12 protein-coding genes are annotated in these 26163 nt (G+C 50.8%); 7 read left to right on the top strand and 5 right to left on the bottom strand.

Annotated elements, in window-relative coordinates:
- The first annotated feature begins 6 nt into the window (after positions 1-6).
- The 4 genes from DQG23_RS11660 to DQG23_RS11680 all read left to right on the top strand — a co-directional run bounded on the left by DQG23_RS11660 (position 7) and on the right by DQG23_RS11680 (position 4308).
- A complete protein-coding gene (locus DQG23_RS11660; protein ID WP_113031010.1) occupies positions 7-846 on the top strand; it encodes a Gfo/Idh/MocA family oxidoreductase in 840 nt (279 codons plus the stop codon).
- Between the two features lie 319 nt (positions 847-1165).
- Entirely contained in the window at positions 1166-2611 is a 1446-nt protein-coding gene (gene cls / locus DQG23_RS11665; protein WP_113031011.1) for a cardiolipin synthase, read from the top strand.
- Positions 2612-3049: 438 nt separating this feature from the next.
- Positions 3050-3349, top strand: coding sequence for a helix-turn-helix domain-containing protein (locus DQG23_RS11675; RefSeq protein WP_113031013.1), 300 nt, complete (start codon positions 3050-3052; stop codon positions 3347-3349).
- A gap of 53 nt (positions 3350-3402) precedes the next feature.
- Positions 3403-4308 (top strand): AraC family transcriptional regulator, encoded by a 906-nt coding sequence (locus DQG23_RS11680; protein WP_113031014.1) that lies wholly within the window; start codon positions 3403-3405, stop codon positions 4306-4308.
- Positions 4309-4421: 113 nt separating this feature from the next.
- Here the strand turns inward: DQG23_RS11680 and DQG23_RS11685 are convergent, their stop codons facing one another.
- Positions 4422-5792 carry an extracellular solute-binding protein gene (locus tag DQG23_RS11685; RefSeq protein ID WP_113031015.1) on the bottom strand — a complete coding sequence of 457 codons (1371 nt, stop codon included), beginning with the start codon at positions 5790-5792 and terminating at the stop codon, positions 4422-4424.
- A 484-nt stretch (positions 5793-6276) separates the two neighbouring features.
- On the opposite strand from DQG23_RS11685, the gene DQG23_RS11690 reads away from it, so the two are divergent.
- The 3 genes from DQG23_RS11690 (at position 6277) to DQG23_RS11700 (ending at position 13932) form a co-directional block, all read left to right on the top strand.
- On the top strand, positions 6277-9918 hold the full coding sequence (locus DQG23_RS11690; RefSeq protein ID WP_113031016.1) for a carbohydrate binding domain-containing protein: 3642 nt from the start codon (positions 6277-6279) through the stop codon (positions 9916-9918).
- Complete coding sequence (locus DQG23_RS11695) at positions 9918-11768, top strand: S-layer homology domain-containing protein (RefSeq protein WP_113031017.1); 1851 nt, start codon at positions 9918-9920, stop codon at positions 11766-11768. Before DQG23_RS11690 ends, DQG23_RS11695 begins: the two co-directional genes overlap by 1 nt.
- 76 nt (positions 11769-11844) lie before the next feature.
- On the top strand, positions 11845-13932 hold the full coding sequence (locus DQG23_RS11700) for an alpha-L-rhamnosidase-related protein (protein ID WP_113031018.1): 2088 nt from the start codon (positions 11845-11847) through the stop codon (positions 13930-13932).
- A 113-nt stretch (positions 13933-14045) separates the two neighbouring features.
- On the opposite strand, the gene DQG23_RS11705 is transcribed toward DQG23_RS11700, so the two are convergent.
- The 4 genes from DQG23_RS11705 to DQG23_RS11720 all read right to left on the bottom strand — a co-directional run bounded on the left by DQG23_RS11705 (position 14046) and on the right by DQG23_RS11720 (position 26130).
- Entirely contained in the window at positions 14046-16127 is a 2082-nt protein-coding gene (locus DQG23_RS11705; RefSeq protein ID WP_113031019.1) for a hypothetical protein, read from the bottom strand.
- Positions 16128-16281: 154 nt separating this feature from the next.
- A complete protein-coding gene (locus DQG23_RS11710; RefSeq protein WP_113031020.1) occupies positions 16282-20505 on the bottom strand; it encodes a DUF4838 domain-containing protein in 4224 nt (1407 codons plus the stop codon).
- A 197-nt stretch (positions 20506-20702) separates the two neighbouring features.
- Positions 20703-24296, bottom strand: coding sequence for a DUF4838 domain-containing protein (locus tag DQG23_RS11715; RefSeq protein WP_113031021.1), 3594 nt, complete (start codon positions 24294-24296; stop codon positions 20703-20705).
- A gap of 280 nt (positions 24297-24576) precedes the next feature.
- A complete protein-coding gene (locus tag DQG23_RS11720; RefSeq protein ID WP_113031022.1) occupies positions 24577-26130 on the bottom strand; it encodes an extracellular solute-binding protein in 1554 nt (517 codons plus the stop codon).
- Positions 26131-26163: the final 33 nt, after the last annotated feature.

Below are 26163 nucleotides of genomic sequence, written 5' to 3' on the forward strand. Positions count from 1 at the left end.
ATACGAATGAAGAAAATCGGATTTATCGATTATTTTCTGGACGAGTGGCATGCAAACAAATATCCCGAGTGGATCGATCAGGCAACAGGCGGCGAGATGCAAGTTGCTTACGCCTACGGCAAAGTCGATTCGCAGAACGGTCTCGATAATGCAACCTGGTGCAGGAACAAAGGCATCGAGCTGCTCGGCTCCATTGAAGAGGTCGTGGCCAAAAGCGATTATTTAATCGTGCTGTCGCCCGATCATCCGGAATATCATGAGGAGCTCGCCATGCTGCCCCTCCAATCGGGCAAGCCGACTTATGTCGACAAAACGTTCGCGCCCGACAGGCGAACGGCGCAGCTCTTATTCGATACGGCAGCCAAGCATGGTACGCCGCTGTATTCGTCTTCCGCTCTCCGTTATGCCGCCGAGTACGCCGGGGCCGAGAAGCAAGGGATCGATACGATCAGCAGCGCAGGTCCGGGGAAATACGAAAATTACTCGATCCATCAAATCGAGCCGATCGTCGCGCTGATGGGCAGCGAAGCGGAGCGCGTCATGTTTATCGGCACGGAACGCTCCACGGCTCTGCTGATCGGATTTTCCGGCGGCAGAACCGCGACGATCCATCATTTCGGAGACAGCGGCTTCAGCCTGACGGTAGGCTACGAATCCGGCAAATCGTCTCTGCTGAAAGCGGAATCCGACTTTTTCGGGGCTTTCATCAAAGATTTGGCGCGCTTTTTCGAAACGGGCGAAGCTGCGGTCGAGCCGGCCGAAACGATCGCGATCATTACGATTATCGAATACGGCCTTCAAGCAATGAAGACGCCTTATCAATGGGTCGAGCTGCCTAAAGCTTAATATCGAAAATCGGCAGCGCTATCCTGCGCTTGCCCGATACGACGGCAGACCTCCAAACCGCTTCCTGCGGATTGGGGGTCTTTTTTCGCATGCCCGTTCTCCAGGTTATATAGTAAAATTGCTATAGAGTTAACATGGGTTGAATGGTATAATGCTGTTGGCCCCGGGGATGCAGCATATTCCATTGACGGTAAATCTTTTCACGCCGGCAGCTGAATGGAATGTGCGGTTGACTGCCGACACATAACGACCCGCTGTGCGCGGTGCTTAAAGTGATCCGGAATTTTGGACTGGAAGCAGTAACGGGAGGATTGCATCTATGGTTGTATACAATGTACTGCTGAGCGTCATCCTTTTTCTAAACATTATGCTTGCCTTGGTTGTCGTATTTCTTGAGAGAAGGGACATCGGCACTACTTGGGCATGGCTGCTCGTCTTATTTTTTATTCCGCTGCTCGGTTTTGTGGTCTATTTGCTGTTTGCGCAAAATTTATCCCGCTCCAAGCTGTTCAAGTGGAAAGATTTCGGGAAGAGCGAAATCGCGAGATTATCGAAGACGCAAAACAGTCTGCTGCACTTGGGACAGTTTCGCGTGGTTAACGATGCGGCTGCGGACCATATGGATTTAATTCATTTGCATGCCTTCAACAATCATGCGATCTATACCGAGGACAATCAGGTCGAGCTGCTCGTCGAAGGCGAAGAGAAATTTGGCCGGCTATTGCGGGATATCCGCGAAGCGAAGGAACATATTCATGTTCAATACTATATTCTTAAGAAAGATTCGATCGGGAAAAAGCTGGTTGAGGCATTAACCGAAAGAGCCAGAAACGGCGTTAAGGTTAAAGTTTTATATGACGAAATGGGTTCAAGAACATTAACGAAACGGTTTTTCAAGGCATTTCGCGAGGCTGGAGGCGAAGTGGCCGTCTTTTTCCCGTCCCGCTTTCGACTGATCAACCTCAGGCTGAATTATCGCAATCATCGAAAAATGGTCATCATCGACGGAAAAATCGGATATACAGGCGGGTTTAACGTCGGCGACGAGTACTTGGGGCTGAGCAAAAAATTCGGCTATTGGCGGGATACTCATCTGCGAATGGTAGGCACAGCCGTCTTTGCGCTGCAGACAAGGTTCATTCTGGATTGGAATCAAGCTTCCGCCGATGACATTACGTACGACCCCGATTACTTCCCCCATGCGGAATCTACGGGGAACATCGGCATGCAGATCGTGACCAGCGGTCCCGACTCGGAGCTGGAGAACATCAAGATCGGCTATATCAAAATGATAATGGCGGCCAAAAAATCGGTCTCCATCCAGACCCCCTACTTTATCCCGGATGCGAGTTATTTGGATGCTCTCAGAATCGCTTCCATGTCCGGCGTAGAAGTGAATATTATGGTCCCGAACAAACCGGATCATCCCTTTGTATACTGGGCGACCTTATCCCATATCGGCGAGATGCTAAAGACGGGAGCCAACGTTTATATTTATGACAAAGGATTTATTCATGCCAAAACGATTGTCGTAGACGAGGAAATTTCATCCGTAGGTACGGCCAATATCGATGTCAGAAGCTTCAAATTGAACTTTGAGGTGAATGCTTTTTTGTATGACAAAGAATTCGCAAGCAGGCTGACGCGCGTATTCCACAAAGACATTGAAGACTGCCGTCTGCTTACGCTGGAGCAATACCTGCAAAGATCCCGGATGATTCGGATTAAAGAATCCGTCTCGAGATTGCTTTCGCCTATTTTATGAAAATCGCACATTAAACACCACATAAAAAACGAAAGCTAACCGCCTGCAGGCCTCGTCGACGCTGCCAGGCGGTTAGAACTTGCTTCCGTGATGTTTCTAGCTATTAAGGATATGGCGGAGTTCTTGTAAATATATGCCGATTACGATATATTTTATATCATAATCGGCATATTTCATTCCAGAGATAGATATAAATATGAAGGAGCTAATCTAGCTGTGTATGAAGTTGAAATTTATGAAGATAAGTTAAGAAACTCAGAACTGAAGGATTGGCTCCGTGATCTCAAACAACGAAAGGATAAAGGAATCAAGGAAGCAAGGATCGTATTGAATCAAATACACTATTTGTATAGAGCGTATCAAGTTAGAGGGCACTTTCCCACCGGAGGAAATTGCGAAGCACATTATTGATGTCATTTAAGAAGAGGAGGAATTACGATGAAATTCGATGATTTTATGAAGGAAATTGGAGAAGATACGCTAGAGACCGAAACGATTCGTCAACTTGCTCACATGGTATCGGATATCGTTAGACGACGTAAAATGCTTGGGTGGACACAAGACGAAGTTGCTAAAAAAGCCGGACTTACTCAAGCACAGGTAGCTCGTTTAGAAAATAATTCACAAATTCCAAGAGCGGATACATTGATTAAAGTAGCTATTGCTCTCGGCTTGAACATCAAATTAAATGAGTCGGAAGAAGAGGCAGCTACAGGAAATCAACTATCATATGTTTAATAAGTTAACTAAATCTGATACAATTTTCGAAAACGGGTGGAAGCGGAGACATCATGAAAGAAAAAGGTCATGCAGGCTGTCTTTTTCATTTCGACAATGTATTTGCGAAGGGTCAGGAGACGTACGGCGGCATCGATCTGTATCAGATTGGGGAAATTTGCTGCGAATGCGGTCACGAAATACCATCGCATAGGCAAATTTGTCTTGAGCTGAGCTACATCGTATCCGGCAGCGGCTATTTCCATATCGACGATACGCGTATAGAGGTCGGCGAAGGCGACATTATTTTCAATAATGTCGGCCATATGCATGCAATCCAAACGGATGCGTCCAGCATGCTCCGCTTCGTTTACGTGGGCTTCAGCTTTAACGAGAAAGCGGATGAGGAATTCCGGGACATTCTTGCATTCCTGCAGTCGGCGCCCTACCATCATTCGAAGGATACGCACAGCCTCATGATTCCTCTCCTGCGGAACATCGACGAGTTTTATTCGCAGAAGCCGTTCTCGCGCATCATGATCAAGAACTACCTGGAGGAAATTATCGTTCTCTCCTATCGCGCCTTCACGGAGAAAAGCGGCAAGGTATCGCGGTACGCGCCGCAAAAATCGACGCATTCGGTCGGTTATACGGTATATTCGGTCATCCGTTACATCGAGAACCATATTTTCGAGATCAAGAGCATCCGGTCGATCGCGGACGAGCTCGGCTACAGCTACACTTACCTGTCGCATACGTTCAAGGATAAAACAGGCATGACGCTGCAGCGCTACATCAATCAAAAGAAAGTGGAAAAAGCGCTGGAGCTGCTCAAATACGGCAACCTCTCGGTCAAGCAGGCGGCCGCAAGGCTCAATTACGAAACGCTGCAGTCGTTCAGCAAAGCGTTCTCGCGGATTATGGGATATCCGCCGTCACATTACGTCGCCATGCAGCGCCAGGAGGAGAAGCCGGAATAGAGACTTCTTCTCGCCACTATCCCTCGCAAAATAAAAACGCGCATATCCTTGGCAAAAGGATATACGCGTTTTTATGTTTTAAAGACAGTTCGCGAATGGCGGCCTTCGTCCGCTCATGGAGTGGACAACTCCTGGCAAATCCGGTCACAGAGTTCGTCTTCGTCGATCAGATTCGCCCAATATGCCTTCAACAGATAACTAATCGGCCCGTATTTCGCCAGCGGAATGTTCAAATCGCTGTGCATTCGGTACGAAAACATCATTTCCCGATACAGCATATACCGGCTAGGAACGGAAATCGACTTGGAGACGGAGCTTGCGTTCACGATCTGCAGACTGGGAAGGCTGAGCGTATGTTTACGAATATAGCCTTGCGCATGCTGCGAGCTCATGAAATCCACCAGTAGGCGCGCTTCCTCCGGATGGGCGGAATGCTTATTGATACCGATGCCTTCAACGAATGCAAGTGTCAACGGTGTTCCAATAAATGGAATAGGCGACACATCATACTCCAGATCGGCATGCTTCCATGCATTTAACCCCATATATGTGTTCAGGATCATCGACAGCTTGCCTTCCAGAAACATTCGGTTTATGTCGTCGTTGCTCTCGGCAATGAAAAAGGGAAACAGCTCCTGGTTGCGGACGATGCTCTTGCACAGCCTCAAGGCCGACAGCAGCACGTTATCCCGGATATTCCAGCCTCCCCCTTCTTCCCGTGCCAAGCGAACGCCGGATTGCAGCAAAAATAGCGGCCACCGGTTGGTGTTCGTAATATCGAAGCAAAAACCGAATCTTCCTTTGCCGTTCGATAATTTGACCGCGCTTCGGACAAGATCATCCCACGTCCAGCTCCCGTCCGGCTCGGGCAAGTTCAACTCGCGGAAGTGGCGCTTGTTGTAGCAGAGCACGACCGGAGAAAACAGAAGCGGCTGCACGTACAATTGCCCGTCATGAATGAACTGATTCGTCAAAAAAGGATACACATCCGGATTTGCCGAAACGGGGAGCAGCAGCGAATGCTGGCCGTTCTCGACCATTTTGACGAAATGGTTGTCGTTCAGCATGAGTAAGTCTGAGCGTTTCAACCATTCCATCTCATCCTCGACATACGCCAATTGAGGATGAGGCTTTGCCTGCACCGTAATCCAAGAGTAGCGTCGCTGAAACTCGTCCAACAATCCGGCAAGCTCCAGATTGAGCATATCCGTCAGATAGCAGCCTAACGTCAGCACGACGGGCTGGCGGGCGGCTTTCACCCGGCTGCCGATACGGGGGATTTTCTCGATGAGCCCCTCTTCGACCAGCATATCCAGTCCTTTGCGCACCGATTTGTTGCTAAGGCCGAAACGTTCCGCCTGCGAGGGCTCGGAAGGCAACAATTGGCCCGGTCCGAACGTGCCGTTGGCGATTTCATCTCGCAGCGTTTGCACCATATGTTCCAGTTCCTTGCGGAATTGCTCGTTTGTCGGTTTCGGCTTCATGACTCAACTCTCCCATGTGGTAATCGTGTCCCCCCATTTTACCACGATTCGTTCATCAACCCAGAAGCGAAGGTTGATGGAATGGCGGCAAAAGAAAGGTGTTAGGAAAATGACATATTAAATGTGGTGTACATTTATAAATAAATATTGATGTACACAAAATTGTTTGACAGCCATATTTCGCGATAATATAATGAACCCAACTGGTTTCCAGAAAAAACAATCAATTAGTGTACATATTATAACATAAATATATACACTAATAAAAGAGGAAGTGGAAAGTCTGGGTACCAAATAAATTTCTATACGAGGTGAATCGACTGAAACCAAATGATCTGGTCTTGAACCCCATTTAACTCGTGCTGCCACAAGATGTATCTGTCAATGACAAAATGAAAGCGGATACAATGCTGGTCAAAGCTATGATAGTCGTCATTCTCGCGGAAAGAAGACAGCATAATAAATTGAAACGGAGAGGAATGCCATGAAAAAGAAGAGTTTAGCCGGTTTTCTCATCATGTTGCTGGTGACGGTCATGTTCTCGGGATTGGGAGTTGCCGCTCAAACGCCGGCAAAAACGAATCTGATTGAAAATCCCGGATTTGAACAAGGATTGGTTGGCGGGACAATTCCCGGATGGCTGCCCGTCCGGCAAGGAAGCGCCACGATATCGAACGTTGTATATCAAAGCGGTCAGTACAGCTTGAGGGTGGATGACAACGGTCCGACGCAAAATGGCGGAGCGTACAGCATTATTATTCCTGCGGAACCCGGCGACCGCTTCCGCGGAGAGGCGTATGTGAACGTTGAGCTGGGTAACGCCACTTTTTATATGCAGTTTGTAAATTCTGAGGGCTTGCATCACAGCTACGCGACACCGTGGACGAGCGGGACTACGTCGGGGCAATGGGTGAAAGCCATCGTGGAAGGAATTATGCCGGAAGGTGCGGCTGGGGTGCGGCTGATGCCTTATTCGGGAGCAGTCACGTCGTGCATTTGTTATTTTGATGACCTTTCTTTGGAGAAAGTAGAGGAGCTTCCAGCCCTAGAACAATTCGGAACCGTCCAGACGATCCCGGATGCGGTGCTGAATAAGCTTGGTCAATCGGCAATCGTTGGAATCGGCGCAGACGGTACGCCGGAATCGTACTTTTTTGCGAACGGCGAGCCGGGTACCTTTTATGCGCTGGATGCTATGACGGGCGAGAAACGATTCTCGCAACAGGTTCCGGGAGCAAACATCGTGTGGGGGATGACGTTCTCGCCTGATGGCAGCGTCTACTTCGCCAGTTCGGAAACCGGGCGGCTGTTCCGGTACTCTCCGAGCGAACGAAAAATAGCCGATCTTGGTATTAACCCATCAGGCCGTTTTGTCTGGGATATCGAAGCGACGTCGGACGGACGTTACTTGTACGGATCGGTATATCCACAAGCGAAAATATTTGAATACGACACGCAAACCAAAACATTCAGGGATTTGGGCACCATGATGCAAGGAAAAGATTATGTGCGCGGAATCGGAGTAACGGATCGATTCGTGTATGCCAGCCTTGGGACATACGATGGCACGGAGCCGAGGTTCATCGTTCGCTACGATCGGCAAACAGGAAACAAAATGAACATTGTCGTCCCGTCGACAGACACGTTTATTTATAACGTGCACGCCTATGGCGGCAAATTGTTCGTTATATCCGGATCATTGTACGTGCTTGACGAGCAAACATTCGAACCTGTGGGCGAATACAGCAACGGAAACTTGGTTTCACCGCCTTCACCAGACCATCCGGATACGATCTATTTCACAAGCAGCAACAAAGTCTACAGCTTCAACATGGATACGGACGTCAGTCAAGAGGTAGGCACGTTGCCGCCTTTGGGAACGACGTCGGGTATGAGGACGCTTGGCTGGGTCCAGCCAACGGCGGGGGAATTTGCCGGGAAATCGCTGCTTTCGGGCGTCACGGCGTTCGGAGAATCGTTCCTGTTCGATCCCGTCAACGGCCAATCCGTGAAAGTGAACCTGGAAATAGAAGGCGCTCCGGTGCAAACCCATTCCCTGAAATCCGGTCCGGACGGAAAGCTGTATCTCGGCGGCTACCATTCGGCAATAAGCATATACGATCCGGAGTTGAGGAGCTTCCTTGTTCATCAATATCATACGGGGCAGGCGGATAGCATGGGCTTCTTGAATAGCAAAGTATACTTCGGCACGTACGGAGGAGCCCAAATATTAGAATACGATCCTGCATTGCCATGGGAGTACGGAGTGGCGGCCGGATATAATCCGTATCGAGCGTATGATATCGAGGAACAGGACCGGGTGTATGTGTTCGAGTCTGGAGACAACAGACTGTTTATCGGCACGATTCCCGATTACGGGCGTTTGGGAGGAAAGCTAACTATATACGATGCCGTGGCAGACAGTTGGAAGGAATACGACAACTCCGAGTTGGTTTATAACCAAAGTATAACGGGGCTTGCTTATCATGACGGCAAATTGTACGGAAGCACATCCATCGCTGGCGGGTTAGGCATCGAACCGACAGAGTCGCAAGCGAAGCTTTTCGTATGGGATGTGGCGGGGGAAAGGAAGTTATTCGAGCGAACGCTTGATCTTCCGGGACACAAGCCGCCCATGATCGGCGATCTGACGATCGGCCCGGACGGACTTGTGTGGGGAGCGACGGGAAGCGCAATATTCGCGCTTGATCCTGTTACGCTGGACGTGGTCAAAAGCCGGACGCTTTATTCATCGATTCTTGACAATGCGGGAAGCTGGAAGCCTTTTGAGCTGTACTTCGGCGAAGACGGTTACATTTATTCGACAATCGGGAATGCAATTACGGTCATCGATCCGGAGACGCTGGAGTCCAACCAACTTGCTCCGAAAGCGAATGCCCTCGCGCTCGGCAAAGACGGCAGCGCTTACTATTCCTTGTCCGGCAAAGACATTTACCGGATTCCAGTCAAGCTGCAGAGCGTGTCGATCGCCACTTACGAGCCGGCGCTTCCTTTGGGCGGCACCGCCGCGCTTGGATTGGAAGGCGTGCTCGCGAACGGCAAAGCGGCCAATCTGGTTGGCGCATCCCTCCGCTACGTTACAAGCGATCCGCTTGTCGCGAGCATTGAAGGGAATGGCGTGGTGACCGCTCTCTCGCTGGGCGAAGCGAATATTCACGCAGAAGTGACTCTTGATGGGACGACAGTCGTATCCGAACCGGTTCTCGTGCAGGTAATTGCCGCCGGGTCGCCGACAGAAGGAACTGCGCCCACGCTGGCGATGCCCAATCAGTCAGGCAATGCGGGCGATGAAGTACTTGTGCCGCTTTCCCTCGTGAAGGATGCGGCGGATCTGACGCAAATTCATGCAATTGAATTCGACATGACATTCGACGAAGCGGCTTTGAAGCTGGCAGCGCCCGATGCGGGCTCGCACATTCAGATAAACTACGTGGAGGCGCAGAACAAATACCGCGTCCTAATCGGTTCCGAAGCAAACGGCTCCGTGCCAAGTGTAAATCTCCCTGCTGCCTTGGGCAGCTTTGCCTTTACAATTAAAGCCGGCCTGCCGTACGGGTCGACGACTGCAATCAATTTGTCGAATATTATCGTCTCGAATGAGTTTGGAGTTACCCAATCGCTCGCTAATGCAACGACAACAGTGACCGTTCAGGATACGATCGCGCCAACTATCACCCTGACGGCATCGACGACGGACTTCGCGGAAACGGTAGCGGTGTCTGTCGCCGGTGACGGAACGGGAAGCAGCATTGCCGAAATGAAATGGGCCATCGGCGAGAAAACGCTGGAAGAAATGCGCACTGTCGGCACACCGTTGATTACGCCTTCCTTCATCGCCGTGAAGAAAGGCATGTATACGGTATTTGTGAAGGACACGGTTGGCAATGAAGCGGTCAAGACCATCGATATCCCGAATATCGTCATCAAAGGCGATGCGAATGACGACGGCATTGTCGACCTGCTCGATTGGCAGAAGCTCGCCAATTACATTTTGCTCAAAGAAACGCCGACAGCCAGACAAGCCTTCGCCTCCTGGTTGAATTCCGGAAATACGATCGATGTCGGCGACTGGGTGCTGCTGGCCAATAGGCTGGTGGCGCACTAATGAAGGGGATGACTATCAGAAGATCGCTTATTCCCTCATTGCTCACGTTCTGCTTGCTGCTGACTGCCTGGGGCGCCGTTTACGCCGATACCAGCCTCCGGCAGTTGGGCGCCGGAAGTGCTTCGGGGAGGTCCGGTGGTACCGTTGCCATCCCCGTTACGCTCGCAAGCGACGGAGCCGTGACGGCGTTTCAGTTCCAGCTTGCTTACTCGGCAAGCGCGCTTGAACTCACGGAAATCCGCAAAGGGGCAGGGCTTCCCGCGGCTTTCCGCGTCATTTCCAGTATCGAAACCGGGAAAGTCGTCATCGGCAGCCTCGGTTCGGGCATCGAAGAAGGCAACAAGGAAGTTGCGGTCGCCGTCTTCAAGGTGAAAGAAGGCGCTGCGCCGGGCAGCTATGATGTACAGCTTGCCAACGTACAAATAGCGAACGGCAATGCGCAAAGCTTGACCGATCGTTATCAGGTTGTACACGGCGTTGTGACGGTACAGTCTGCCGGTCCAACGGCATCTCCCGTCCCCCCGTTGCCGTCTGCGACACCGACATCGCCGTTGCAGCCGACAACGCTTCCTGTGGGCACGGCGCTTCCCGGATCGCAAACGGATGTCGTCGTCCTCGTTAACGGCCGTCTGGCGAAAGCCGGAGTTACGACCACAACGACGGTTGATGCGAAGCAGGTCACTACGATTGCCCTGAACCCCGAGAAGCTGGCGAAGCAGCTCGCTTCCGAAGCCGAGGGCGCTGTCATCGTCATTCCGGTTGAAACGCCGTCAAATGTCGTGATTGGGGAATTGACCGGTCAAACCATTCAGGATATGGAGCGGAAGCAGGCGATTGTAAAAATCCAAACCGCGCAGGCAACGTATTCCTTGCCTGCGGAACAAGTAAACATTCAAGCGTTAGCTGCGCAATTAGGAGCAGACGCTCAGCTTCAGGACATCAAGATCAAAATTGAAATCGCGGAGCCTGCGGATGACATGCTGAGGGTTGCCCGGGATATCGCGAACGACGGGGCGTTCACCCTCGTCGTGCCGCCGATTCAGTTTTCGGTAAAAGCCGCTTACGGGAATTCTGTGGTGGAAGTGGCGCAATTCAACGCTTATGTCGAACGGACGATCGCGCTGCCCGCGAATGCCGACCCGGCTAAAATATCGACCGCTGTCGTCATCGACCCGGACGGAACTGTTCGCCATGTGCCGACCCGGATCGAGCTCAATACGGGCAAGTATTACGCCATAATCAACAGCTTGACGAACAGCGTGTATACCGTTGTCTGGCATCCAGTGGCGTTCGAGGACACGTCCGGTCACTGGGGAAAAGACGCGGTTGCCGATATGGGATCGCGAATGATCGTTCAAGGAATCGGGGAAGGCTTGTTCGCCCCGGACCGCGACATGACCAGAGCGGAATTCGCCGCAATCATCGTTCGCGGACTCGGGTTGAAGCCGGTATCCGGCTCCGCGTCGTTCCGGGACGTAAGCCCGGCCGACTGGTTCAGCGATGCCGTGCAAACCGCGTATGCCTACGACCTGATGCAAGGAACGGACGACGGCGCCTTCCGCCCTTATGACAGGATCACAAGGGAACAAGCGATGGTCGTCATGTCCAGCGCCATGGGCATCACCAAGCTGAAGGACTCCTTGCCGGTCCAGTCTGCGGATGCGCGGCTGCAGCCGTTCGAAGACGCCGGCGAGCTGTCCCGCTGGGCGAGGAATGGAGCCGCCGACAGCGTGCAGGCCGGGATTGTGTCGGGACGCTCGGGCAATCAGCTTGCCCCGCAAGCGTACCTGACCCGCTCCGAGGTCGCCGTGATGGTGCAGCGATTGCTGCAAAAATCGGGGTTGATCTAGGGAGCGTTGGCTGCCGCTTGCTGAAAGTACGGCGATCCAGAATAATACTTGTGTAGAGCGAAGGGGCAGTTTTCACATGACACAGCATACAGCAACAATGAGCGCATCCTGGATATGGTATCCGGGCGATTTCGAAATCCGGTTGCACGAAAAAATGTCGGTGAAGCGCAGATCACGCGGTGTCCTATATCCGGCTTACTGGCGGCTCGATCGCCACTATTCTAACGTTACCTTCCGTTATACGTACGATCTGCCGCAGGAAGAGCGGATAACGGTCGCGGCCGAAGGCTCCTTTTCCCTTTATGTCGATGGAAAGGGTAATGACCGATCGGATGATGCTGTCATCACCCTGCCGGCGGGCAGACACGAAATCAACGTCAGCGTCTTTAACGATATCGAGGTACCTGCGCTGTTCATCGAAGGCGCCAACATCCGAACTAACTCATCCTGGGAAGTGACCTCCTATCAGAACGACTGGGTACCTGCGGGGAATTGGACGTTTGATTCACCTTCCAGCCCGCCGTCAGCGTTCCGTTTAGCGCTCACACCGCAGGAGCCGGTGTCCGAAGAAATGAAAGAAGGACATCTGCTGCTCGATTTTGGCCGCGAAACGTTCGGTTATTTGCGCTTCCACAACCTAAGAGGCTCAGGAATGGTGAATATCTACTACGGCGAGTCGATGGCAGAGGCTCTTTCAACGGAAGAATGTTACAGCCTGGACCGCTTCGAAGCCGGAGAAGCGGCTAGAAGCTCAGTAGACGGTATCTATACGTTGAATGACGCGAAGGCCTATCGGTATGTCTGGATTCATGCCGATACCGCCGTGAACTGGGACCATGTATCCATGCTGTACGAATACGTGCCGGTAACCCACAGAAGTACCTTTGAGTGCTCAGACCCCAAGCTGAACGAGATTTACAATATGAGTCTCTATACACTGCATCTAAACATGCGGGAATTCTTTCTCGATGGCATCAAGCGGGACCGGTGGGTGTGGTCGGGCGACGCCTATCAGGCGTTTCTGATGAACTACTACAGTTTCTTCGACCTGGATGTTACTAGGAGGACGCTGATTGCCCTGAGAGGCAAAGACCCTCTTGTCATGCACTTCAACACGATTTTGGACTATTCGCTGTACTGGTTCATTTCGCTGTATGACTATTACCTTTACACGGGTGATATTGATTTTATCCGGCAGTATTACGATCGCGCGGTCACCTTAATGGACTTCTGCCTAGCGCAGCGCAATGAAGAGGGGCTGCTAGAAGGCAGGCAGCAGGATTGGGTGTTCGTGGATTGGGCGGATTTCAAAAATAACGGCGCTGTCAGCACCATCCAAATTTTGCTGGCTCGCAGCCTGGAAGTCATGAGCTTGTTAGCTGCGAAGCTGGGCAACGTCTCCGCGTCCACCTCTTACGTAACACTTGCAGAGGAGATCAAGGAAAAAACCATTCGGTTGTTTTGGGACGACAGCAGAGGCGGGCTGTTACACCACCGCGTTGACGGCGTCACGCAGTCTACGCTGACGAAGCATGCAAGTATGTTCGCCTTGACCTACGATTACCTTAGCTTGGAGCAGCGCGATAGTGTGATCCGCAACGTCATGCTGAATCCCGGCGTGCCACAGATCAGAACGCCGTATATGCGATTTCATGAGCTGGCGGTTCTGTGCGAAAGCGGACAGCACGACTATGTACGGCAGGAGGTGCTATCCTACTGGGGAGGCATGATCGAACTGGGCGCGACGACGTTCTGGGAGGAGTACGATCCGTCCCTGGCGGACGACGCCCACTTCGGAATGTACGGGGGTACCTTCGGCAAAAGCCTGTGTCATGCTTGGGGAGCCGGACCGATCTATCTGTTCGGCAAGTATTTCCTTGGTATAACGCCGAGTTCACCCGAATACCAGACTTATCGGATTCAGCCAAACCTCGGCGGTCTTGCGTTTATGAAAGGGACGGTACCGACAGGCAAAGGCCAAGTACATATCGAGATGGATCACTCCGCGATACATGTAGAGAGTACTCATGGAACCGGCCTGCTGACTTTTACGAGTGCCGAGCCTCCAACGTGCGAGGAAGCCGAAGTGCGGTCGGCGGGCAATGGGCGATACGAGGTTGCGATTAAGGCAGGGAATCGTTACTCGATTGCTTATCGAAACTGACCGAATACGCAAAACAAGAGCCTGTACCCAGGAACTTACCTAAATACCGCCGGAAGACGAACGCCAATAGCCTCCCGGAATTTCTCATTCCGGGAGGCTGCGGCCTGACAGCCTTATGCCATCAATCCTGCATTTCTTAGTTTTGACAGAAGAGCATTGAAGTCATTTTTTAATGTATCCACATCTGCTGCCGTACTGTCGCTTTGTGCGGCGGCTTTTTGCGAAAGCAGACTAACCATTATATTTTTAGCCGCTATTTCCCAATAACACAAAAACACTGCCGGCCCGCCGAAACCGCTGAACGATGCGCTTGTTGCCCCATTTACTTTCCAACCGGAAGGCGGGTTAAACGTAAACGCCCCGGTTGGCGCGCCGTTCGTGCCGGTTCCAATGAAACCGATCATGGCATCGTCAACGCCCTTGTATTTATTTGCAATCTCAACATTAAGCAAGTTGACCGTCCACGCATTTTTTTTATATAACCTGGGTACGACACCTGTTGGCGAAATCGATATCGATGCGCCTAATAAATCCTGGTTTCTGCTTCTCCCCTTATAGTACGCGCCATCCAGCATATTATCGAGGGAATTCGGCATATAAAAGCGTTTCCAACCGATCGTATCCGCAAACGCGCCATAATCGCCGGTTCGATTGTTTGGCGCTATTCGCTCGCAATTGATGAACGGCTCCCCATTAAACGAACCGTACCGGTTCAAAATCTGGCACGAACCCGATCCTATAAATACAAGGTTTCGATAAACCGCTTCTGTGTAAAATCCGATATAAGCGCTCGTTTGCGGTGACAGGGATGAGCCCGAATACCCGACAGCAGAACCGATGCCGCAAAATTGCGTCGTGATGGAAGTCACATTTACACCGTATAAAGCTGCATCAAGCACACCCGTACCGCATCGAATCGCGTCAATCAAACCGACTTTTGTCGGCCCGGCATTTGGTCCTACACTGAACAAGGCGCCGCCGAAAATAAATTTAATGGCTCCGCTTGTCGGTTCTGCGGTTTCCATCCACGGGAATAACGCGACGGTTTTGTTTGTAAAATCGGTTGCTTCGACTTTGTAGGTGATCCCATTAATAACAGCAAAAACAGGATTCGTTATGAGGTTACTATCATACGGAAGCCCGGAAACTGTGATGGTCGTTCGTTGGTTAGCCGTTCCGGACGTACCGGTATGAACAGGATTGGAGTACGTATAGGACGTATTGTTATTCGACCACGGCGCGATTTGACTGCAACCGCAATCCCTCGCCAAAATGCTGTCAATCTCTACGCAGGTGTTGTTGTGATAGGCGGGCGATTGAACCGGAATGCCGATTAAGCCGTTTTCATCCGTTACAATGCCGAAATACTTCATTAGACTTGTTTTTATTTTTGGCAGCTTTGAACTTTGCACCCCGTTTAGTACAACGCCATATTCAACCGTCATGGTGCTAAACGTACCAATCGTACCCGTCCCGACAACTTCAATCGCTCCCGAGCTGACAACCTTGGAACCTCGCAAAGCGATCATGTAACGCATAGCATTCAAGGCTTTTAATTTCAGATCCCAATGAATAGACGCTTGTCCGGTACAGTCAAAATCCAGCGGTCTGCTAATCGTAAAATTGCCGACAACCCGAATTTGCGTCTTGCCATTATCCGTCATCACAAAATCCGCAAAGCGGTCAAGCGCATCGCTTGCATCCGTGTTATCTACCGCTCCCGCGTGATAAGGCGTAATGACTTCATCATTCGCTCGCACCCATCTTCCTGTAGCGATACCGGGTGGCGAAAAAACGGTAACGCCATTGTCAGTCTCTGTGCTGGCCGCGTTCCACGCAAACATACCGCCGCCTACATGATTTCCAGCGTAATAAGACTTTACATAGACACAAACGCATTCCTCCGGACTCGCGATCGATAACAGGTCCGCAATGCTTTCCAGGCAAGCGGGCTCCCAGCCCGGCTCCCCATAAACCGCTTCCGTAACCGATGCGTGGGAAGACGTTCTTCCCCAAGCCGGAGGTCCGGAAGCAGCTTTTCCCAAAGCGGCAGGCCCGGAAAACGCAATAGCGGCGCCCGCTATGCCTAAGGAGGCGAGCAGCTTCCGGCGCGTCATCTTGCCGTTCGTTTCCATTGCATCTTCAGAAGAGTGTTCTTGCACGTTCGCATTGTCTGGTATCCGATTATCCGACATGTCGAAGCCTCCCTAAAAATCCTATGATTTTTCGCCAACCGAAATCGCTTACAACAGGTCTAACGAGGATAACAACCTTCTTATTAGGAGACCTTCTATATTACAACGGGGCATAGTCACATGCTCACACTTGCCCCGTTGTACCTGCTTATTATTATTTACTCATGATGTTGTAGAGGATCTGCACAAACTGCGCTCTGCTTGCCGAATCCTCCGGCAGGATGTTGTCATTGGTCCCGGCGATAATTCCGGCTTTCACAAACAGTTCAATTGCATGATTTGCATAACCGGCAACCTTCCCTGCATCCTTGAATTCTTCCAGGTTTTTGACGTTGCCTGCTGCCGGCAATTCATTTATGTTCTTAAGCGTATTGTATACCAATACGAACAATTCCTGCCGGGTCACCTGTCTGTCGGGGTCGAATTTGTTGTCGCCCACACCGCCGGTGATTCCCAGTTTCTTTGCCTCCGCAAGGTATCCGGTGTAATAGGTGTTCCCTGCGTCGCTGAAATTGTTTTCGATGTTTTCGTTCGGAGTGATGCCAAAGGCTCTCATAATCATAACCAGAGCTTGTGCTCGGGTTACACTGTCAGTCGAGCCGAAGTTTCCATTGCCCACTCCTGTGGTGATTCCTCTTGCTGCCGCAAAGGTTACTGCATCATAGTACCATACACCCTCCGCCACATCCGCAAAGTCAGCCTTGTTATAGGCGACTGCAAACTTCGAGGCTTCTTCTACCTTGAAAGTCAGTGTTCCTGTTGCCGGGTCATATACGCAATTGGTCACGATTTCAAGTTTCCCTGCCGCATTAATGGTATAGGCGACTATTGCATTTGGATTTTCGCCTGCCTTAAGCACATAAGGAATGGTTGCTTCCGCTTTACCGCCAAAATGTACGATCCCCTTTTCCCTGCCGGTAACATCAAAGCTCACAAACGGTCTGTCTCCGACCTTATTCCGGATTTCAGCCGTCAACTCTGATGTTGCAACCTTCGTGGCAGTCATCGTAATGGTTCCCGCCGACTGCTTTAAAATGCCCTCCGCAGCCTTTTTATCAAAGGTCATGGTTCCGAACGGTGTAGAAATGACCAAGGAATCCGCATTGCTATCTACGAATGTTTTCAAAGCTGCATCTGTCAGGCTGACACCTGCGGTCGTGGCATCGGTGCCCGCATTCACTTCGATTTTAATCTTTGTTTCTATCCCTGTACCTTGCTTAGCCGCCTCAGCCGCAGCCTTTGCGATTGCATCCTCCAACTGTTTCTCAGATATTGACGCTACAGCCTTTTCGGTTGTATCCGTCGCGGGCTTTGCGGATATCGTCGTTGTTACCTGCCCATCCTCAACCTTCGTTTCAGGCACCGGTGTCGGTGTCGGCGTCGGCGTCGGTGTCGATGTCGATGTCGATGTCGGCGTCGGTGTCGGCGTCGGTGTTGGCGTCGGTGTTGGCGTCGGTGTTGGCGTCGGCGTCGGTTCCGGATTTGGCGTCTCCTTCACCGTCCACCTTGCATACAGTGTTATATCACTAGTCACTACATCTGTCGTAAAATTCCATGCTGTTTCTAACACTTCATCCTTGTACCATCCGGCAAAAGTATATCCTTCTCTGGTAGGCAGCGTCGGTGCTGTGATTGCACTGCCGCTTGGGACATCGGTAATCGCTGATACCCCATTGCCCCCATTACTGTTGAAGGTAACTGTGTAGGTCTTGTCAACCTGCGGTACCATTTTTATAGTCACTACATCCTTAATCCCGGATATATTTCCGGCAGCATCGATGGCCTTTACTCTATACCTGCGTTCCATACCCGGTTCCAGTCCGGTGTGAATATACGTTGTCGAATCCGTTCTGACCGTCCCGTTAATCCCTCCTATTGATGCAGGGTTCAACACTTCCAGAATATATCCGGCAACACCTGCGTCATCAGTGGCCGGTGACCAGCTTACACGCACTTCACTTCCGGAAATTTGCTCGGCTTTCAAATTCTCTGGAGCTGTCGGCGGTGTAACATCCAATTCCGTATTGAGCTGCCAAAGCATGGCAGGCCCCGTTATCCCCCCGGTACCAAGCTCATCTAGACTGTCATTCCCCACATCAACAACAATCAAATTCGATTCGCCAAATTTAATGGCCGGCGTAGCGTCAAACTCCCACGGTTTCATCATCGCATTGCCCTTGCCATTCGCTGACAAATTCAGCTCTATACCATTCATCCAGACCCTGGCTGTCTCATCAAGACTGCTGAACCAAAGCCGAATCGGTTTTCCTGTATTGAACTCCGGGTTCACATCAACCGTTGTTCGGTACCAAGCATGTCCTTTGTAATACCCAATCCCCTGATCGGACCAGGACTCTGAATAGGTTTTCAGTTTCATCCAGGATTCCGTTCCCACGCCGGGTTTCCAGAGCCCCAATTTATCTCCGGAACCATTGGGAAACAGCATAACATTCCATTCGTCCGGCAACTCGGCAACCATGCGGTTTCCATTGCTGAGCCGTTGACTTCCCTGATTGGTGATTTTATCAAAAAACCAATCTGTATAATTATAGGAAGCAAGGGTGTTGAGCGCGACAGGAGAGTGCGTAACCGCATCTTCTCTTATTTTAGTAATTTGATCAAAGGTTTGCTTTGCCTCAACAAACTTAAAGCTGTTAATCAGCTCCTTCATTTGCAGGAAGCTGTCGCCAAAGCGAAAAGCAACACGCACCATATTGACCCGGCTGGCATATACCGGATCCGATGCCCCTTGCGCCGCATCCTCAGCTTCCGTTAGCGACTGCTCCATATCCTGCATGACAGTGCCGGTCAAAATATGTTGAAAATCATTGATACTTCCCGCATAATAATCCGCTTTGGCAAAAGCGTTTTCCAAAATTTCGAAATGCCTTTTCATCGGCTCTGCGGCAGGTCCATAAAACGTTGTAAAGTAGTCCTCCAGCAAAGCTTCCACATCCAGATCGGGGTTCCACATCATCTTGGCTGCCAAATAGAGCGCCGGTCCATGATACGCCCACGCCGGCAGCGCCTCGCCGCGTATGCCGATAATACCCTGGTCTTTGAAATACTTGTATTCTGTGCCTATTCTTTCTGTCAGTGAAAAAGGCAGCCCCGGATCGGCAAGGTTATAAAGATAATCATAGATCATGACGTTAGGGCTTACCCTTTTCCAGCCGTCAATCACGTCTTTGATGTGCTGCCTCTCCCACGAAAGCGGATTTTCCATGCTTTTCATCCTGTCCGTTCTGATGGAAGCGATGATCGGGATGATCCTCGGGTCCGGCACATGCTTGACCGGCGGATAATAATACTCGTCATAAGCGAAGAAAGAAATTTTTACATCATGATAGCCGGCAGCATCGAGCTTTTCCAAAACAAGATTAAAAAATTTCACATAACGATCCGTTAACGATAATGTTCCTCCATGTATGGCACCTTTAACATTCCCGTCCCACTCCGGGTTAGGCTGGAGTACCAAGACAGGTCCGTCATTGGGTCCCATTCTCAAATATTCAAGCTTGGGGTCTGCATTCAATCTTCTGATTGCCTCCGCCACAACAAGGTTCAGCACCTCCGGCTTGGTCACATCGTATTGTCCGGTCGGATTTCCTTTAGCATCGGGCAGAAATAAATCAGGGCGTTCTTTATTCGTAGGAGATGTAATGAGTAAGCCGTGATTTCCCAACGTTTTCTGATTCAAACGCACATGTTCGACCCAGGGCGCACCTTCTGTCAGATTGACACCCACCGGCAAACCGGCGCCCACGACATATGGCGCAACAGCTTGCAAAAAGCGGAAATCAAAGCCCGGGTGCTGGATGGTGTCCTGATAACCGACCGCAATTGTACGCATCGACGGAACTACGGTTCCGATCTCACCGGGCATGAACCACCGCACACCCATTTGCTCCAGGAGCTCGTAAGCGGCATAAAGGCTTCCTTTGTCGTTGTCATCCAATCCTGTTATTTGAATGACTCCCTCCTCGACGTACAGCCGGAACGCATCGGGTTCATTTCCCTTGTCACGGATTGCAGCCTTAGCTGCATCAAGGTCTGGAGCGGCGCTTCCGATATAAATCTTTGTTCCCTCCACCTCGGCCGCGTCCTCGGCAACAGGCAGCTCCACTCCGGATATTTGCCGAATGTAGTCTTTGAGTTCCTGCATCGCCTTCTTTTCATATTCGGTTGCACTTTGCGGCAAGATGATCGTGGACCGGGATTCTCCGTTCTCGACCAATACGAGCTTAGGACCCGTCTCATTCAACACCGTAATTCCCTCAGTTAAACCGGTTTGGCCATTTGCAGCCAAAGCCTGGGGCACCGAAGAAAACAACAACGCAATGATTAATCCCCAGCAAAGCAAAAGCTTTCTTGTCAAAATACTCAACTCCTTTTATCAATAATTGAGGGCGTGTCTGAAAACCCGCTCGGGGTCATCTTTCACCGCCTTTTCGCCCTATGCTTCGTTCCGTTTGCTTGACGTACCCCCGGTACGCCTTCACAAACGCGCCTTGCCTAGAACGAAAATTCGGCAAAATCTGCTCCCCTCGGAGTATTCAGACACGCCCTAGGGGGTCATTTGGGCTGCATGATGATCTCCACTATGTCGCTAGAGCTTACATTCGGGAACGCTGTACTGTAATTATCGATTGCCCTTACCCTGTATCTGAGCGTCTTACCGTCAACTGTCAGTCCGGTGTGGGTAAATTCCGTGTTTAACGCTCTCATTAGTTCTTTGTTGACTCCTCCCGGAGGGTCCGGATTCAGCAATTCCAAAACATATTCCTTCATCCCGTAAATCGATTCGGATGCAGTCCAGCTTATGGCCACCTCGGTGCCGGAGATTTGCTCAACGGTCAGCACAGGTTTTGTAGGCGGGACTTTTAGGGTAATGAAAGCACTCGCAGCAGATTGGCCCCCGGCATTATCTACGGCCAGCACCCTTATCTTGCGTACGATGCCAATTTTAAAATAATCGGTAAAGGTATAGTCATTTGTTGTTGCTTCTACCGTCAGGAGTCGTCCTGCACCGCCGTCTACATCCCATACCTCCAACATGTATTTAGCAATTCCTACATCAGATGTCGACGGATTCCAGCTTATTTTCATCGCACCGTTAGCGACCGGCTCCGATTTCAAACCCGTTGGGGCTGCGGGCGGGGCGGCAGGCGTTACATTTTCCGACATGGTCACCTGCACTACAGCGCTATAGTCAGCAGACATATTTCCGGCCGTATCGATTGCCTTCACCCTGAACCTGCGTATCATACCGGGTTGCAGTCCGCTGAGGGTATATGCATTCGTTGACGTTTTGATCGTTTCAAGCACTCCCCCCGGAGGATTCTGGTTCAGCACTTCCAGGCTATACCCGGCAATTGCGAAATCTTCATAAACGGTAGCTGGGTTCCAGCTTATATATACCTTGTCGGCGGAGATTTGCTTCACCTTCAAACCCGTCACCGTTGAGGGCGGATTCATCGTTACACGTGCGTAGGCGCTATAGTTAGCCGATTTATTTCCGCCGGCGTCTATTGCCCTTACCCTGTACCTGCGTTCCATGCCGGGTTTCATTCCGGTGTCGATATATTCATTTGTCGTAGTTACTACCGATCCAAGTACTCCCCCTACGCTCTCCCGGTTCAGCATTTCCAACTGATATCCCGTAACTCCCATATTATCTGCGGGTATATCCCAGGTTACTTTCACGGTGTCGGTGCCGGGGATGTGCACGGCTTTCAAGTTCTTCACATCTGCAGGCGGGAGATAATCCAGCTCCGTATTGACCTGCCAGAGTATGGCAGGACCCATGATCCCCCCGGTACCCAGTTCATCGATGTCTTCATTACGCACATCAACAACAATCAAATTGGGCTCGCCAAATTTAACCGCCGGCGTAGCGTCAAATTCCCAAGGTTTTGTCAAACCCGTACCCTTCTGCACCAAGGACAGCTCTTCGCCATTCATCCAGACCCTGGCTGTCTCATCGATACTGCTGAACCAAAGCCGAATCGGTTTTCCGGTGTCAAATTCCTTAGCGACATCTACCGTTGTCCGGTACCAGGCATGTCCCTTATAGTAACGAAGTCCTTGATCGGACCAGGTCTCGGAATAGGTTTTCAGCTTCCTCCACGATTCCGTCCCCAAGCCGGGTTTCCAAAGCCCCAGGTCAACCCCGGACGCATTGGGGAACAGCTTGACATTCCATTCATCCGGCAGCTCAGCAACCAATCGATTTCCATTGCTGGTCCGTTGTTTTCCGCCATTTACCATCCTGTCAAAAAACCACTCTACATAGGTATAGGCTTTATAGCTGCTTAAAATGGCAGGAGAGTGAAGAGCAGCCTGTTCCCTAAAGTCATAAACGTTATCGAGCTTTTCCTTTGCCGCATCAAAATCAAAGCGGTTGAACTGCTCGATCATGTCAAGGAAATTATCACTGAACCCGTAAGCGATGCTGATCATATCAATCCGTTTGGCATATACCGAATCCGACGCCACCCTCGCCTTTGCTTCCCCAAGTGTTCTTGCCATCTCTTGCATGACTTCATCGGTCAAAATGTGTGGAAAATCATAAATGTTTCCGGCAGAATAATCCGCTTTGGCAAAAGCATTTTCCAAGATGTCAAAATGCTCCTCCATCGGCGCTGCCGCAGGTCCATAAAACTTTGTAAAGTAGTCCTCCCGCAAAGCTGCCACATCCAGATCGGGGTTCCACATCATCTTGGCTGCCAGATAAAGCCCCAGGCCGCCATACCCCCACTCCGGCGTAGTCTCAGCGCGTATCCCTACAACACCATGATCTTTGAAATACTTGTACTCTGTGCCTACTCGTTCTGCCAGTGAAACAGGCAGGCCCGGATCGGCAGGGTTATAAAGATAGTCATAAATCATCACCGTGGGGCTTATTTTATTCCAGCCGTCAATAACTTCTTTAAGATAGTTACGCTCCCATGCAAGCGGATTTCCGATGCTGTGTATCCGATCCAGGGTGAGGGAAGCAATCATCGGTACAATTCGTTGATTTGGCGTCCACCGTACCGGCGGATTATAGTAAGTGTTATAGGCGTAGAAAACAATTTTCACATCTTGATAGCCTTCTTTTCCAAGCTCCTCCAAAACAAGATTAAAAAATTTGATATAGCGATCCGTCGTTGATAACGCTCCTGTTAATACATCTCGATCGTCCCCGTCCCATTCGGGGTCAGGCTTGAGCACCAACACATGTCCATCGCTTGGTCCCATACTCAGATATTCAAGGCTGGGATTTTTCCGCAATTTGGCAAGCGACTCCGCTACGACAAGATCCAGCACCTCCGGTTTCGTCACGTCGAGGTGTATCGACGGTGTTCCGTCGGCGTTGGGCAGATACAGATCCGCGCGCGTTGATCTCGACGGAGGGGTACTCAACAATTCATGCGCGCCTACTGTCTTTTGATTAAGGCGCACATGCTCGACCCAGGGTGTTGCCTCTTCCAGATTAACCCCCATCGGCATACCGGTGGCCCATAAGTATGGCGTGGCCGCTTGGAAAAAACGGAAAGAAAGTCCCGGGTGCTGGATGGTGTCCTGATAACGGACCGCAATGGTTTCCAGATCCGGAACGACCGTTCCGATTTCACCGGGCATGAACCACCGTACGCCCATTTGCTCGAGGAGCTCGTAAACGGCATAAAGACTTCCTTTGTCACTATCCTCCAATCCCACCAGTTGGATGGCCTCCTCGGCTACATGCAGCCGGAAGGAGTCGGGTTCATTTCCCCCTGCCCGGATTGCCTCCTTACCGGGGCTTGGGGCGGCGCTTCCAATATAGATCTTAATTCCGGCCACACCGGCCGGATTGTTGGCAACAGGCAACTCCGCTGCGGATATTTGTTTGACGTAGTTTTTGAGTTCTTGTGCCGCCTTCTGTTCCGGTTCGGTTGCACTTGATGAAAGAATAATGGTGGACTTGGCGATTCCGTTCTCGACCAATACGAGATTCGAATACGTAGCATTCAGCACGGTTTGCAAAGCTTCCTTCGAATATGTATCATTCAGCACGGTTTGCAAAGCTTCCGTGCCAGTCTCCTCGGGCAAACCGGTTGAGTCATTCTCAGCCAAAACCGAGGGAACGAAAGAAAACAACAGCGCCATGATCATTCCCCAGCAAAGAAAACGCTTTATTTTCAAGTTAATCGACTCCTTTTCCTGGGGCGTGTCCTCGGAGTATTCAGGCACGCCCTAATGATTTGAGGTTCTTCGCATCGATGATCGGAGGAAGATGGGTATACATCGACCAATATATGTAAGCGATTACATCAGTGATCGACAGCTGCTGAATATCGTTTTTGGGCAGGTTTTGAAGCCTCCCGGAATGAACATCCGAGAGGCTCGGGCCTGATGGCCAAGCTTTATTGTTTCACCCCCAATAGAGGATGTTTAAAACGGGAGTGTGAACAATCCTTTCACATTACTTCTTGCTTTCCATTTGGGCGATATAATCGTTCATTTCCTTCAGATACGTTTTGCCGAATTTCGTATTCCAGTCCTGCAGCACCTTCTTGTACTCGGATGGCTCCGCATCGCCGATAATGATTTTGGTCGTCACTTCGCTGAACTTTTTGTTGAAGTCGAGATACGGCGGCGTCTTTGCGATCGCCGGCGTGAAATCGCGGTCCTTGGACATCACGATTCTTTTTACGGCCTTCTCGATATTCGGCACGAGCTTTTGCTTCATTTCCTCCGACATAGCCGGGTTGATGAAGAACATGTAATCGTTGGCGCGGCGAACCATATTTTTGCGGACGAACGTTTCCTTCGGCGGCTCCACATAGGTGCGCTTGTTGTTCTCCACCTTGTAATCTTGCCCTTCCACGCCGGTGTAGATGGAATCCCAGCCTTTGTCCGACAGCATGTAGTCGAATACGTCGACAACCTTTTGCGGATCCTTCGCATTGCGCGTTACCGCCCAGAAGCCCCACAATCCCGTTCCTTGCCCCAGTCCCTTCATCTCGCCTTGCTCGTTCTTAACGAATACATAGGCAAGCTCGAAATTCGGATTGATCTTTTTACCGGCGGTCAGGAAGGTTTCGTAGTGACCTGCAAACCCGTCGATTGCACCCGTTTTGCCGCTTTGAAACCGTTCCAGCGTTTTAGTGCCGTCGATCGAAGGCGAATCCGGATCGATCAACCCTTCTTTGAACAGCTTTGCCGTTAACTCCAAAGCCTTCGTATATTGATCGGAGTTCACATCATATTGGGGATTCATGTATTTGTACTCTCCGCCGCCGGACTCTTGCCAGCCATAAAGACCGAGCTCGTTTTGGAAAATCGGCTTCATCGATTTATCGGCGCCTGCGGCCGTTCCAAACCCGTACGTATCTTGCTTTCCATTGCCGTCCGGATCTTCCTTGGAAAATTTGCGCATAATGTCGATCATTTGATCCAGCGTAATTTCGTTATTATCCGGGATCTTGATATTCAATTTATCGAGCCAGTCTTTTCGAAGCCAGTACCCGTCGGAGCGAATAACGGTCGTCCGCGGAATGCCGTAAATTTTGCCGTCGCCGTTTACTCGCAGGGCGTCCCAGGAGACGTCGTACGAATATTTTTTAACGTTGTCGGCGCTTTTCAGATAGTCATCGATCGGGAGGATAACGCCGTCCTTAACCGCTTTCAAGAACGCGGCATCGTTGGGACTCGGAAACCAGACGACGTCGGCAAAATCGCCCGTTGTCAGCGATAATTGAAGCCGCTCGTTGTAGCCCGTCGACGGCGGGATGTCGAATTTGATCTCCGTATTCGTTGCTTTCTCGATGGATTGAACAAGCAGCTTGTCCGTTTCCGACAAGTTGGAGGATGCAAAACTGCCCATAATCTTCATGCTTACTTTGGCTTTGGCGGTTTCCGCCGCCGCCGACGGCTTCGGATCGCCGGTTTCCGCCGGCTTGTCTTTGGTTCCGCATGCGGTAACTCCGGCGAGCAGCACCGCAGCCCCTACCCCCGCCAATACTTTTTTAATCATCTTGTTTCTGCCTCCCTTTGAGTGTTTATCTAT

This window comes from Paenibacillus contaminans (genome assembly GCF_003285015.1).
In the GTDB taxonomy this organism is placed as follows: domain Bacteria; phylum Bacillota; class Bacilli; order Paenibacillales; family NBRC-103111; genus Paenibacillus_V; species Paenibacillus_V contaminans.